General features: G+C 66.1%; 9 protein-coding genes. 4 read left to right on the top strand and 5 right to left on the bottom strand.

The genetic code is table 11. The annotated features are described in order from the left end of the window. Positions 1 to 157: 157 nt before the first annotated feature. From xdhC to xdhA, 3 genes are read right to left on the bottom strand one after another with little or no spacing between them, the layout of a single operon-like run. Positions 158 to 664: a xanthine dehydrogenase accessory protein XdhC gene (gene xdhC, locus QCE73_RS11570; protein ID WP_309881288.1), complete on the bottom strand. Its 507-nt coding sequence runs from the start codon at positions 662 to 664 to the stop codon at positions 158 to 160. Next, positions 661 to 3,024, bottom strand: coding sequence for a xanthine dehydrogenase molybdopterin binding subunit (gene xdhB / locus QCE73_RS11575; protein WP_309881289.1), 2,364 nt, complete (start codon positions 3,022 to 3,024; stop codon positions 661 to 663). Before xdhB ends, xdhC begins: the two co-directional genes overlap by 4 nt. 20 nt (positions 3,025 to 3,044) lie before the next feature. Then, positions 3,045 to 4,568, bottom strand: coding sequence for a xanthine dehydrogenase small subunit (xdhA, locus tag QCE73_RS11580; RefSeq protein WP_309881292.1), 1,524 nt, complete (start codon positions 4,566 to 4,568; stop codon positions 3,045 to 3,047). Positions 4,569 to 4,905: 337 nt separating this feature from the next. Here xdhA and QCE73_RS11585 point away from each other — a divergent pair, with 337 nt between their 5' ends. Further along, positions 4,906 to 6,120 carry an MFS transporter gene (locus QCE73_RS11585; RefSeq protein WP_309881293.1) on the top strand — a complete coding sequence of 405 codons (1,215 nt, stop codon included), beginning with the start codon at positions 4,906 to 4,908 and terminating at the stop codon, positions 6,118 to 6,120. 21 nt (positions 6,121 to 6,141) lie between these two features. On the opposite strand, the gene QCE73_RS11590 is transcribed toward QCE73_RS11585, so the two are convergent. After that, complete coding sequence (locus tag QCE73_RS11590) at positions 6,142 to 9,429, bottom strand: ATP-binding protein (protein WP_309881294.1); 3,288 nt, start codon at positions 9,427 to 9,429, stop codon at positions 6,142 to 6,144. Positions 9,430 to 9,600: 171 nt separating this feature from the next. Here QCE73_RS11590 and QCE73_RS11595 point away from each other — a divergent pair, with 171 nt between their 5' ends. The 3 genes from QCE73_RS11595 (at position 9,601) to QCE73_RS11605 (ending at position 13,303) form a co-directional block, all read left to right on the top strand. Continuing rightward, entirely contained in the window at positions 9,601 to 10,347 is a 747-nt protein-coding gene (locus QCE73_RS11595; RefSeq protein WP_035500811.1) for a GntR family transcriptional regulator, read from the top strand. Between the two features lie 10 nt (positions 10,348 to 10,357). Continuing rightward, positions 10,358 to 11,791, top strand: a complete 1,434-nt coding sequence (gene mdtD, locus QCE73_RS11600; RefSeq protein ID WP_309881296.1) for a multidrug transporter subunit MdtD — start codon at positions 10,358 to 10,360, stop codon at positions 11,789 to 11,791. A gap of 240 nt (positions 11,792 to 12,031) precedes the next feature. Further along, the gene (locus QCE73_RS11605; protein WP_035500948.1) at positions 12,032 to 13,303 is read left to right on the top strand and encodes an EAL domain-containing protein; all 1,272 of its coding nucleotides are present in this window, start codon (positions 12,032 to 12,034) and stop codon (positions 13,301 to 13,303) included. A 2-nt stretch (positions 13,304 to 13,305) separates the two neighbouring features. Here QCE73_RS11605 and QCE73_RS11610 read toward each other — a convergent pair whose 3' ends face one another. Then, positions 13,306 to 13,458, bottom strand: coding sequence for a hypothetical protein (locus tag QCE73_RS11610; protein WP_035500807.1), 153 nt, complete (start codon positions 13,456 to 13,458; stop codon positions 13,306 to 13,308). Between the last annotated feature and the right edge of the window lie 37 nt (positions 13,459 to 13,495).

Raw genomic sequence — 13,495 nt, forward strand, 5'->3', positions numbered from 1 at the left:
GGCCAACGTGCGTGTGACCGCGGGCGGTGAGAAGCTGCTTTCTTTGGTTACTTTCTTTGCAGCAGCAAAGAAAGTGACCCCCGCCCCGGGGAGGGGCAGCGCTAATAAACCACCACGACAACAGGCAATCCACGCAAGCCCAAGCGAACAAAAAACCTCAAACCACCACACGCGCCGCCCTGACCGCCGACATCCCCAACCGCGCCGTCATCTCCCTCACCCTAAGCAACTGCGCCGCGACCGCCAGCCCGATCGACCACGGCGCCTTATCGACGATCCCCTCAACGCCGATCGGACACGTGATCTCCGCCAGCCGATCCGCCGCCACACCGCGCTCCATCAGCCGCCGCTCGAACTTCACGCGCTTGGTCTTCGAGCCGATCAGCCCAAAGTACGCGAAGTCATCACGCCGCATGATGCGTTGCGTGAGCGAAAAGTCGAGCGAGTGATCGTGCGTCATCACGATGAAATACGCCCCCGCCGGCGCCTCGTCGACGATCGCATCGGGCAAATCGGTCGCTTCGATCTGCACATTCGCCGGAACTTCGTCCGGGAAGAGTTCGTCGCGCGCATCGACCCATTGCACGACGCATGGCAGCGTGCCGAGCACCTTCACGAGCGCGTGGCCGACGTGACCCGCGCCGAACAGAACGACGTGCATCATGACCGTGCGCCCCTCACCGCGTTGACCGCTTTCAGGATCTCTTCCGCCGTCGCGGGTGCGTTCAGCGGCGGGTTCACCTTGTGATCGCCGACCGCGGAAACGGCGTCGCGGATCGCGAAGAACACCGAGAACGGCAGCAGAAGCGGCGGCTCGCCCACGGCCTTCGAGCGATGGATGCTGTCCTCCACGTTGCGGTTCTTGAACAGATCGACGCGGAAATCGGCGGGCATGTCGTTCGTCGTCGGAATCTTGTAGGTGGACGGCGCGTGCGTCATCAGCTTGCCCTTGTCGTTCCACCAGAGTTCTTCCGTCGTCAGCCACCCCATGCCCTGCACGAACGCGCCTTCGACCTGGCCTTTGTCCAGCGCCGGGTTCAGCGATGCGCCCACGTCATGCAGCGCATCCGCGCGCAACACGCGCATTTCGCCGGTCAGCGTATCGATCACCACTTCCGACACCGCCGCGCCATACGAGTAGTAGAAGAACGGGCGGCCCTGCATCGTCGCCTGATCCCAGTAGAGCTTGGGCGTCGCGTAGAAGCCGTCGGACCACAAGTGCACGCGCGCCAGATACGCCTTCTGCACGACTTCGCCGAACGGAATCGCATCGTCGCCGACGATCACGCGATCGTTCGCGAAGCGCACCTGCGCGGGCGTCACGGTGCCGCCGCCGAACTTCTCCGCCGCGAACTTCGCGAGCCGTTCGCGCAACTGGCGCGCGGCGTCCTGCGCGGCCTTGCCGTTCAGGTCCGTTCCCGTCGATGCCGCCGTCGCCGACGTATTCGCGACCTTGCTCGTGTCGGTGGCCGTCACGCGCACGCGCTCGAAGTTCACGCCGAGCTCATGCGCGACGACCTGCGCGACCTTCGTGTTCAGGCCCTGGCCCATCTCGGTGCCGCCGTGATTCACGAGCATCGAGCCATCGGTGTAGATGTGAACCAGCGCGCCCGCCTGATTGAAGTGCGTCACGTTGAACGCGATGCCGAACTTCACCGGCGTGAGCGCGAGACCCTTCTTCAGGATTTCATTGTTCGCGTTGAATTCGTTGATGGCCGCGCGCCGGCGACGATAATCGCTCGTCTCTTCCAGCTCGGCGATCAGCTCGTGGATCACGTTGTCTTCGACCGTCTGACCATACGGCGTCTTGTTGTTCTCCGTCTTGCCGTAGAGATTCGCGCGGCGCACGTCGAGCGAGTCCTTTCCGACCGAACGCGCGACGTTATCCATGATGTATTCGATCGCGAACGCGCCCTGCGGCCCGCCGAAGCCGCGGAACGCGGTGTTCGACTGCGTGTTCGTCTTGCCGCAATAGCCTTCGATCTTCACGTCCGACAGCCAGTACGCGTTGTCGAAGTGGCAGACGGCGCGCGTCATCACCGGGCCGGACAAGTCGGCGGAGAAGCCGCAGCGCGAGGTCATGTCGACAGCGACGCCATCGATCCTGCCGTCGTCGTCGTAGCCGACTTCGAAGTCATACACGAAGTCGTGGCGCTTGCCGGTGATCATCATGTCGTCGTCGCGGTCCGGACGCAGCTTCACCGGGCACAGCAGCTTCCACGCGGCGAGCGCCGCGCAGCACGCGAAAATGCCCGACTGCGATTCCTTGCCGCCGAACCCGCCGCCCATGCGACGGCATTCCACCAGCACGTTGTGCGAATGCACGTTGAGCACGTGCGCGACGAGATGCTGCATTTCCGTCGGGTGCTGCGTCGAGCAGTAGACGTGCATGCCGTCGTCGTCCTTCGGCACGGCGTAGGCGATCTGCCCTTCGAGATAGAACTGTTCCTGGCCGCCGAGCTTCATCGCGCCGCGCTCGTGATGCGAGGCCTTCGCCATGCGCCCTTCGGCATCGCCGCGCGACAGCTTCAGCGGATTCAGCACGTACGATTCGGCCTTGCGCGCGTCCTCCGGCGTCAGGACCGGCACGAGGTCTTCGAACTCGATCGTCGCGCGGCGCGCGGCGAGACGCGCCGTATCGTGCGACGTCGCGACGACGATGAACATCGGCTGGCCGACGAACTGCACGATGCCCTGCGCGAGCACCGGATCGTCGTGGATGATCGGGCCGCAATCGTTCACGCCGGGAATGTCCTCGGCGGTAAAGACGGCGACGACGCCCGGCGTCGCGCGCACGGCGTCGAAGTTCATCGACACGATCTTCGCGTGCGCCTTCGGGCTCGTGCCGAGCGCGGCGTGCAGCGTGCCCGCGATGGGCGGAATGTCGTCGGTGTAGCTCGCGCGGCCGCTGACATGCAGATGCGCCGACTCATGCGGACGCGACACGTGGACCTGCTTGAAAGCGTCGATTTCGTTCGCGAGCGACTGGGCTTCGGCGAGAAAGGCTTCGGCTTGCTGATTCATTGTCTTGTTCTCCCTTTCGCTTACTTCGCTTCGACCAGTTCGATTGCACGCACATCCAGCTTCGATTTATCGAGCGGATTGTGCGGACGCGTCTCCAGCCAGAAGCGATACAACAGGCTCTTCGCGGTGTCGAGCCGATAGTCGCTGCTCGCGCGCATGTCGGTGAGCGGCTGGTAATCCTTCGAGAGCGCGATCATCGCGGCCTGGGCGGTGGCTTCGTGCCAGTGGGCATCGGTGAGCACGGCTTCGGCATGCGATGCGCGCTTCGGCGTCGCGGCCATGCCGCCGTAGACGAGGCGCGGCTCGCGGATCATGTCGCCATCGGCGATGAAGCTGTACGCGGCGTACACGGCGGAAATATCGGAGTCGAAACGCTTCGACAGCTTGTACGCGCGGAACTGGAGATTCGCGCGCTTGCCGTGGCGCGTCGGCACACGAATGGCGGCGACGAATTCGTTCGGATGCATGTCCTTCTTCTGATACGCGATGTACAGATCTTCGAGCGGCATCTCGCGCGTGCCGTCCACACTTTGCAGCACGACGCGTGCGTTCAGCGCGATGAGGCCGGGCATCGAATCGCCGATCGGCGAGCCGTTCGCGACGTTGCCGCCGAGCGTGCCCGCATTGCGGATCGGCAGCGACGCGAAGCGCAGGCGCGTTTCTTCGAGTTCGGGATAGATCTTCACGAGTTCGTCATACGCGCGATCCACCGACACGCCCGCGCCGATCTCGATCCACTCGTCCGTCGTCTCGACGTGCTTGAACGATTCGATCTGCCCGACATAGACGATGTCGCCCAGATCGCGCAGTTGCTTCGTCACCCACAAGCCGACGTCGGTGCTGCCCGCGAGAATGCGCACGTTCGGATTCTTGTCCTTGATCGCGGCGAGCGCCTCGGCAGTGCGCGGCGCTTCGAACTGGCGGCCGGCGTGCTCGTAGTGGAACGTATCGTCGCGCCGGATGCTTTCGAGCGTGCGGGCGAGCGCCGGCACGTTGACGGGCGCGAGCGGCGCGTGATCGAACATCTGCTCCGCCGCCTCGATGATCGGCCGATAACCCGTGCAGCGGCACAGATTGCCCGTCAGCGCATCGCTGATTTCCTGGCGCGACGGTTTCGTCTTCTCGCACTTGCCCGCGCAGCCGGTCGTCGCATGGCCGTGCTTTTCGTAGAGCGCGAACATCGACATCGCGAAACCCGGCGTGCAGAAGCCGCACTGCGAGCCGTGACAATCGACGAGCGCCTGTTGCACCGGATGCAGCGTGCCGTCCGGCTGGCGCAGGTCTTCGACGGTGAAGAGCGCGCGGCCATCGAGCGTCGGCAGGAACTGCACGCACGCGTTCACGGCCTTGAACGCGACGCCGCCCGCGCCGTCCGGCTCGCCGATGACGACCGTGCACGCGCCGCAGTCGCCTTCCGCGCAACCTTCCTTGGTGCCGGTGCAGCGCGCGTCTTCGCGCAGGTATTGCAGGACGGTGCGCGTCGTCGACGCGCCGCTCACTTCCTGGATCGCATTGCGGTGATAGAAGCGGATCGGCTGGGTCATGGGATGTCTCGGGGCTCTTCGATGCTTTTTTGCTGGTTGCGCGGGATACGCAGCCGGTGGCATTCGCGACTTCGGGGACTTTTCGGACTGGTCCTGTCGCTTCGATGATTCGAAAGCTATCACCACCAAAAACCACAACCCATAGCCGGCATTGCATGAACGACATATTCTTCGTCCGATATGTGCGCTGAGCCTTGTGCAGCAAGCCTCCGAAGGCTACCGTCCGATCGTTCGGGCAGGCGATTTGTTCCACCTGGTTACAAAACGCGTGCGACGTTGCGTCGCGACATATGGGACAATCACGCCTTCGCGCCGAATACAACCCCGCAATTTCCCTATGTCCTCCGAGCCTCGCACCAAGCCGCAGGGCGATTTCGCAGTCACGCTGCGAATTCTGCCTGTCGTGCTGTACACGTTCCTTTGCTACCTGACGATCGGCATTCCGCTCGCGGTGCTGCCGGGTTACGTGCATACGGATCTGGGCTACGGCTCGGTCATGGCGGGCGCGGCGATCAGCGTCCAGTACTTCGCGACGCTGATGTCGCGGCCGCTCGCGGGCCGCACCGCCGATACGCTCGGTCCCAAGAAAACCGTGCTGTACGGTCTCGCGGCCTGCGCGGTGAGCGGCGTGCTGCTGCTCGCCTCGGCGCTCGCGGCGCAATGGCACGCGGTAAGCCTCGTGCTGCTGGTGATCGCGCGGCTCGTGCTGGGCTTCGGCGAAAGCTGGGTCGGCACGGGATCGATCACGTGGGGCATCGGGCGCGTCGGGGTGGCCAGTAACGCGAAGGTGATTTCGTGGAACGGCATCGCGACTTACGGCGCACTGGCGATCGGCGCGCCGCTCGGCGTCGCGATCGATCATTCGCTCGGGTTCGCCTCGCTCGGCGTGATCGTGATCGCGCTCGGCGGCTTGGGCTACTGGCTCGCGACGCGCATGGCGAGCGTGCCGATCGTGCATGGCGAGCGCATGTCCTATCGCAGCGTGTTCTTCCGCGTGCTGCCGCACGGGCTGGGGCTCGCGCTCGGTTCCGCGGGCTTCGGCTCCATCGCGACGTTCATCACGCTCTACTATGCCGCGCACAACTGGCCGAACGCGGCGCTGTCGCTCACGGTGTTCGGCACGATGTTCATCGGGGCGCGGCTGCTGTTCGCCAATACGATCAAGGCGTATGGCGGGTTTCGCGTGGCGATCGTCTCGTTTGCTTTCGAATGCGGCGGACTGCTGATGTTGTGGCTTGCGGCTGAACCGACCTTTGCGCTTGCGGGTGCCGCGTTGACCGGCTTCGGCTTCGCGCTGGTGTTTCCCGCGCTGGGCGTCGAGGCGGTAGGACTCGTGCCGCCGGCGAGCCGTGGCGCGGCGCTTTCCGCGTATTCCGTGTTTCTCGATTTGTCGCTCGGCCTGACCGGGCCGCTTGCGGGCTATGTCGCGGGTGAGTTCGGATATGGGTCGGTGTTTCTGTTCGCCGCGCTGGCGGCGGCCGCGGCGGTGGCGCTGTCGGTTGCGCTTTATATGCGCGCGGGACGCGGAGTGGGCGGGCCGGCTACGGCCTGATGCGCTTTGCCCGCCGGCGCATCATCGCGATGCATCCGATGCGGGCGAAACACACGCGAGCGGGCCCGCGAGCGCGCCGTCGAGCGCTTCGGCTTGCGCGATGAATACGGCAAACGAAGCCGCGATGCGCGCATCGTCCTCGCCGTTGCGGTCTTCATCGACGGCAAGATCGCAGTCGTGCTGCAACGCGACGCACGTGCGCATGAACGGCGTCGCGCCGATCACCGCCGCCGCGCCCTTCATGCGATGCGCGATATCGCGCAGGTGCGCGTGGTCGCACGCGTCGAAGGCGGCGCGCGCGTCGGCCAGATCCTGCGCATTGGCAGCCTTCAACGTATCGACGAGCGTGCCGGCCTGATCGCCGAAACCGGCCAGCAATGCGCGGTCGAACACCGGTGCGTCCGCATCCGGCTCAACTGCGGACGCCTGCGCCGCCGCCGTCGAAGCGCCCGGCACGCGGCCGTCGCGCGTCGCGTCGAGCAAGGCGGCGCGCAGACCGTCGAGACCGAGCGGCTTCACGAGACACGCCGTCATGCCCGATGCGACCGCGCGGATCGCCGCATCGGGTTGCGCGTTCGCCGTCAGTCCGACGATCGGCACGGCGCGTAGCCCCGATCCCTCTCTCGCCTCGTCCTCCCGGATCGTGCGCGCCAGTTCCTCTCCGCTCATTTCGGGCATCGAACAGTCGGTGAGAATCACGTCGAATGCGCGCCGCGCGGCACGCCAGCGTGCGAGTGCGCTCTTGCCGTCGACGGCCATTTGCGCGCTGCCGCCGAGCAGCCTGATCTGCCCTTCGAGCACGATCCGATTGGCGGGATGATCGTCGACGACCAGCGCGCGCAGCCCCGCGAGCGATCCGGCAAGCGCGCCCGCCGGCGTGGACGGCGCATCGCCCGCCGACGCCATCGCCTCCGTCTCCGGAAAATCGATGCGCACGGTAAAGCGCGTGCCGCGCCCCGGCTCGCTCGACAGCTCGATCGTGCCGCCCATCATCGTGGTGAGCCGCTTGCTGATGGTGAGGCCGAGCCCGGTGCCGCCGAGGTTGCGCGCGCGGCCATCGTAGGCCTGCACGTATGGCGTGAAAAGCATCGCCAACTTCTCCGGCTCGATGCCGATGCCCGTGTCGCTCACCGTGAGCGTCACCGCGCGTTTGCCGTCCTCCGACGGCGCGACCTGGTATTCGAGGGTGACCGCGCCGACATCGGTGAATTTGATCGCGTTCGAGAGCAGATTGCCGACGATCTGCCGCAGACGCTGGCCGTCGGCGAGAAGCCAGACCGCGCCCGCGTCGGAGCGGCGTCTGACGACGAGCGCGAGCCCCTTCGCGCGCGCTGCCGGCTCGTAGATCGCCGCGACGCCCGCGACCCACGCGTCGATTTCGAGCGGCGCGGGCACGAGCACGAGGCGCTCGGCCTCGGTCTTGGCGACATCCAGCAGATCGTCGATCATGCCGAGCAGATCGCGCGCGGCGCGATGCGCGATCGACAGCGCGCGCTCGGTCGCGGCGCGCTCGCCCGGCGCGCGCAGTTCCATCTCCAGCAGACCGAGCACGGCATTCATCGGCGTGCGGATTTCATGGCTCATCGTCGCGAGAAAAGTGGATTTCGCGCGATTCGCCGTTTCCGCTTCTTCCTTCGCGGCGCGCATCGCCCCTTCGGCGGCGATCCGGCGCGCGACCTGCACGCGCATCGTCAGCGCCCAGCCCGCGAGCACGAGCACGAGCGCCACGCCGAGCAGCGCGCCGAGCTCGACTTGCGGACGATGCCGCTCCCAAAGCATCTCGGGATGCTCGGAGAGCTTCCAGCGCGCGCGGATCGTCTCCAGTTCGGGCGGCGGCAGACTCTCGATCGCGCGATTGACGATGCCGAGCAGCACCGGTTCGCTCGCCGCGACGATCAGGCCGTGCGGGACCGGCTGCGTCGACAGCGCGCCGCTCAGCACGAGCGAATCGCGAAACGGGTTATCGACTGCATAGTTGGCGATGGCCAGATCGGCGATGGTCGCGTCAGCATCGCCATTCGCCACGGCGCGAAACTGGCCCTCGAACGGTTGCGTGTGGACGATCCGCACATCGGGCGCGCTCTGCCGCAAAAGCGGCTCCAGCAGCGACGAGGCCGGCAGCGCGACGCGTTTGCCCTTGAGCGCGGCGGCGTCGCGCAGCGGCGGCTGGCTCGCCGACGTCACGATCATGAAGACGCCGTCGCCGGTCGGCTTGCTGAGCACGGCGCCGGGCAGCGCCGAGGTCTCGCCCACGCCGTAGGGCAGGATCGCGGAGGCGCCGCTACGCAGGTCGGCCGCCAGTTGTTCGGGCGTATCGCGCATGCGGGGCTCGAAGCGCAGGCCGGTCACGCGCGAGATCGCATCGAGGATATCGGCCGCGACGCCCGCCGGCTCCCCGCGCGCATCGCGAAAGGTCCACGGCGCGCCCTGCACGAGCATCGAATAGTGCACCACCGGATGCGCGCGCACCCACGCAAGCTCTTGCGCCGTGAGCTCGATCGGCCTCTCCCGCGTGACCGCGAAAGCACCCGGATTCCAGCGTGCACGGGCGAGAAGAATGAACTCGGGCGGCAAGCCCGCGAGTGCGCCGTCGACCCGCTGTCGCAGCGCGAGCCCGCTTTGACGATCCGCCGCGAAGGCGAAGCGATAGCCGTCTCCATCGAAGGCGGCAAGGTCGGTAATGGTCAGATTCGGCAGGTAGTAATGGGTGATCGCGTAGCCGGAGGCGATCATGTCCCCCACGAACGCGTCGGCATCGCCCAGCGAAACGGCGAGCAGCGCGCCGATCAGATCGGGATACGCGACCGGCCGCATCGACGGATACGCGGACTGCAGGCGCGCCGGCGAAGTCTGCGCGTCGACGTAAGCGAGTCGATGCCTCGACGGACGTTTCGCGAGCGGCTCGACGTAGATCTGCTTGATCGGCAGGTACTGGCGGCTGTATGCGAGCGCGGCGCCGCTGTCCACGCCGGTCGCGCCCGTCGCCATGTCTATGTCGCCGCGCGCGAGCGCCGCCATCAGCGCGGCGCGGTTCGGATAAATACGCCATTGCGTATCGACGTCGAGCGCGCGAGCCACGGCATCCACGTAATCGGCCGAAATCCCGCGCGGCGCGGCGTCATGCGGATACGCCATGTCGAGCGGCGGCGCGACACCCGGCGCCGCACCGACGACGATGCGCTCCTTCGCCCCCGCCGCCGTCGCCCACAGCGCCCAGGTCAGAACGACGACGACAACACCCATGCACGCGCGCCACTGCACGCGTGCGCCCCGCGCATCGCCGCCACGATGTCTCGCACGATCGAACAAGCCCCTTCCCCGGAGTGAGCGGTACGGCCAGTGTCTCAAAAAGACGGGTGTACGTATATCGCCGGTGGCGCCACGGTCGCACGTATCATTGCGAGGCACGAAACGCCGCGCCGTTACGCGGATCGGGCTGCATGTCTTAAAATCCCGGCTTGGCCCATTAGCGTCCGCTTTATGAACCCGACCTCGGAAGACCGCTGGTGCGACTTGCGCCCGGACCCGGACAGCGACACTCCGCTCTATCTTCAACTCGCTCGCAAGCTCGCCAACGCCATCCACGACAATCGCTGGAACGCCGGCGAAGCGCTGCCTTCCGAGCGCGTGCTGTCGGAAGCGCTCGGCGTCTCGCGGATCACGTCCAGAAAAGCGATCGCGCTGCTCGTCGAGCAAGGGCTGATTCGCCGCGAGCAAGGCGCGGGCAGCTTCATCACGCCGCGCTACGAAGATCCGCTCTCGCGTCTGTCGAGCTTCTCCGAGATGCTGCGGCGGCGCGGCTTCAAGCCCAGCTCGAAATGGCTGTCGCGCACCATCGAGCCCGCCAATCGCGATGAAGTCATCCAGCTTGGTCTCTCGCCCGCGGCCACGGTCACGCGCCTGAAGCGGCTGCGCCTCGCCGACGACATCGTGATGGCCGTTGAGAACTCCACCTTTCCCGCGTCGTGCATCCCCGATCCGCAGACCATCGGCGATTCGCTCTACAGCTATCTCGATGCGCGCGGCCTCTCCATCGTGCGCGCGCTGCAGCATTTCCGCGCGGTGAACGCGAGCCCGGAGATCGCGCAGCAAATGGGCATCGCGCCGCACGACGCGCTTCTGCTCATCACGCGCGTCGGCTACACGGCCGATCAGCGCGCGATCGAGCTCACCGATACCTACTGCCGCAACGACTATTACGATTTCGTCGCCGAGCTGCGCAAGTGATCTCCACCCAATGACCGACACCGCCACAGCCCAGCCGTCCGACCGATCGCTTTCCATCATGCTGTGGCTCGTCGCCACGGGCTTCTTCATGCAGACGCTCGATTCGACGATCGTCAATACCGCGCTCCCCGCGATGGCCCGAAGCCTGGGCGAAGCGCCTTTGCGCATGCAGGGCGTCGTGATCGCCTACTCGCTCACGATGGCGATGATGATCCCCGTCTCCGGCTGGCTCGCCGACAAGCTCGGCACGAAGCGCGTGTTCTTCAGCGCGATTCTCGTGTTCACGATCGGCTCGCTGTTGTGCGCGAAAGCGCAGTCGTTGCAGGCGCTCATCGCGTATCGCGTGGTGCAGGGTGTGGGCGGCGCGATGCTGCTGCCGGTCGGCCGTCTCGCCGTGCTGCGCGTGTTTCCGGCGGAAAGGTATCTGTCGGCGCTCGCGTTCGTCGCGATTCCGGGGCTGATCGGTCCGCTCATCGGCCCGACGCTCGGCGGCTGGCTCGTGCAGATCGCGTCGTGGCACTGGATCTTTCTCATCAACGTGCCGGTCGGCGTGATCGGCTGCATCGCGACGAATCTGTACATGCCGGACAGCCGCAATCCGGCGACCGCGCCCTTCGATCTCGCCGGCTATCTGCTGCTCGCCGTCGGCATGGTCGCGCTGACGATCTCGCTCGACGGTCTCGCCGATCTCGGCCTGCAGCATGCGATCGTCATCGTGCTGCTCGTGCTTTCCTTCGGCTGCTTCGTCGCCTACGGCCTGCACGCGACGCGCGCCGCCCAGCCGATCTTCTCGCTCGATCTCTTCAAGATTCACACCTTCAGCGTCGGGCTGCTCGGCAATCTGTTCGCGCGTATCGGCAGCGGCGCGATGCCGTATCTGATTCCGCTGCTGCTGCAGGTGAGCCTCGGCTACACGGCGTTCCAGGCCGGCATGATGATGCTGCCCGTCGCCGCCGCCGGCATGGCGTCGAAGCGCGCGGTCACGCGTCTCATCGAAAAGCACGGCTACCGGCGCGTGCTGGTCGTGAACACGGTGCTGGTCGGGTTGATGATGGCGAGCTTCGGACTCGCGAGCGCGCATCAGCCACTCTGGCTGCGGCTCGCGCAACTGGCGGTCTTCGGCTCGGTCAATTCGATGCAGTTCACCGCGATGAACACGCTCACGCTGAAGGATCTCGGCACCGGCGGCGCGAGCAGCGGCAACAGCCTGTTCTCGCTCGTGCAGATGCTTTCGATGAGTCTCGGCGTGACCGTCGCGGGCGCGATACTGTCGACGTTCACGGGACTCTTGCCGCAAGTGACCGAATCGAACTCGCTGCCCGCGTTCCACGCGACGTTCCTGTGCGTGGGCATCATCACGGCTGCGACGGCGTGGATCTTCGGGCAACTCGCGCCGGAAGTGCGCGCGACGCGCAGGAAGCCCGATCCGTCCGAATCGAACTGAATCCGATCGGTTCGGCAGGCGATCGCGCACCACGGCGGTGCCCCATGCGCACGATTGCGCGGCGCGCGTTCCCGCGTCTGCGGCACGACCGTCCAATCCGCACACGAATAAGCTCGCCCGACGCACCCGATAACCGCTGCGGCCCGCCTGGATATTGAATTTGCACGCTTTTTGCTCGAACTGCCGGATGCCGATCCGGTAAACTATCTCGATAAAATCACTGCCTTGCGCCCCGACACCATGAGCATGGTTGATCTCGACCCTCCACGCTTCCAGCCGCCCCGGCCCGTCGCCGGCGACGATGGATCGCGTCGCACCGTGCTGTACGGCGAGTACACCGTTTTCAGCGTGTTCCAGCCGGTGTTTTCCGTGTCGCACCGGCGCGCGATCGGCTATCACGCGTCCTTGCGCGCCCGCGACGACGCGCATCGCCACATTCCGTCTCACGAGGTCTTCACGCAAGCCGCGCGACGCGGCGATCTGCTCGAACTCGGCCGGCTCGCGGAATCGCTGCATCTGGGCAACTTCAACGCGTTCGACAGCCACGACGAATGGCTTTTCCTCAGCCTGCATCCCGCCGCGCTGATGGATACGAGTTACGGCGATGCCCTGCTCGCATCGCTCAAGGATATCGGCCTGCCGCCGCAGCGCGTCGTGCTCGAAGTCCCCGAGCAGGCGGGCGGCGAGACGACGCGATTCGCCGAAATCGTCGATTCGCTGCGCAAGTCGGGCTTTCTGATCGCGCTGGACGGCTTCGGCGTGAAGCATTCGAACATCGATCGCGTGTGGCATCTGCGGCCCGATATCGTGACGCTCGATCGTTGCATCCTGCAGCAGGCGACCGAGCATTCGCATATCGAGCGCGTGCTGCCGCGTCTCGTGTCGCTGCTCCATGAATCCGGCCAGCTCGTTCTGATGGGCGGCCTCGCGACCGAGCGCGACGCGTTGATCGCACTCGAATGCAACGTCGATTTCGTGCAAGGCGCGTATTTCGCGCAGCCGAGCGTCGATGCGGTACACAGCGAAGTCGCGGCGGGCGTGATGGACGCGCTGTCGGCGGCATCGCGCGAACGCGTCGCGGCGCGCGAGCGGGCGCAGGTCGCGCGTCTCGGACCGTACGTGAGCGGGCTGGAGCGCGCATCGGTCAAGCTGATGGAAGGCGAATCGCTCGTCATCGCGACGAGCGAGTTGCTGCAACTCGCCGACACCGCCCGATGCTTCCTGCTCGATCAGGCCGGACGGCAGATCGGCGACAACGTCGTGCCGATCGTGCGCACGTCTCAGCGCGCGAAGCGTTTCAGCCCGCTGCTGCATTCGGAGGGCGCGAGCTGGGAACGCCGGCCGTATTTCATCGAGGCGCTGCGCGCGCCGGGGCGCGTGCATCTGACGGCGCCGTATCTCTCGATCAACGATGCGCACCTTTGCGTGACGGCGTCGATCGCCGCGCAGACGCCTTATGGCTTACAGGTGCTGTGCGTGGATATCAACTGGGAAGGCGCGAAGCAGCGCTAGGTCTACGCGCCATTGCCGGAATCGGGACGAAGCAGATCGAAGCCGGCGAGTACCAGCACGCCGGAGAGCACGATGAGCGCGGCGGAATGGCGGCCGAAATACAGCAGCGCGGCCGCCGACCAGGCCGCGAGGCACAGGCCTGCGAAGCGTTTCATGACGATGCGATTCGGAACATGACGACGAGCCGACATT

It is taken from the genome of Caballeronia sp. LZ029, from assembly GCF_031451275.1.
GTDB lineage: Bacteria > Pseudomonadota > Gammaproteobacteria > Burkholderiales > Burkholderiaceae > Caballeronia > Caballeronia jiangsuensis.

Excerpts from the sequence above, each read along its gene's own strand:
- xdhC (WP_309881288.1), bottom strand. The coding sequence starts at position 664 with ATGATGCACGTCGTTCTGTTCGGCGCGGGTCACGTCGGCCACGCGCTC.
- xdhB (WP_309881289.1), bottom strand. The coding sequence starts at position 3,024 with ATGAATCAGCAAGCCGAAGCCTTTCTCGCCGAAGCCCAGTCGCTCGCG.
- xdhA (WP_309881292.1), bottom strand. The coding sequence starts at position 4,568 with ATGACCCAGCCGATCCGCTTCTATCACCGCAATGCGATCCAGGAAGTG.
- QCE73_RS11585 (WP_309881293.1), top strand. The coding sequence starts at position 4,906 with ATGTCCTCCGAGCCTCGCACCAAGCCGCAGGGCGATTTCGCAGTCACG.
- QCE73_RS11595 (WP_035500811.1), top strand. The coding sequence starts at position 9,601 with ATGAACCCGACCTCGGAAGACCGCTGGTGCGACTTGCGCCCGGACCCG.
- mdtD (WP_309881296.1), top strand. The coding sequence starts at position 10,358 with ATGACCGACACCGCCACAGCCCAGCCGTCCGACCGATCGCTTTCCATC.
- QCE73_RS11605 (WP_035500948.1), top strand. The coding sequence starts at position 12,032 with ATGAGCATGGTTGATCTCGACCCTCCACGCTTCCAGCCGCCCCGGCCC.
- QCE73_RS11610 (WP_035500807.1), bottom strand. The coding sequence starts at position 13,458 with ATGAAACGCTTCGCAGGCCTGTGCCTCGCGGCCTGGTCGGCGGCCGCG.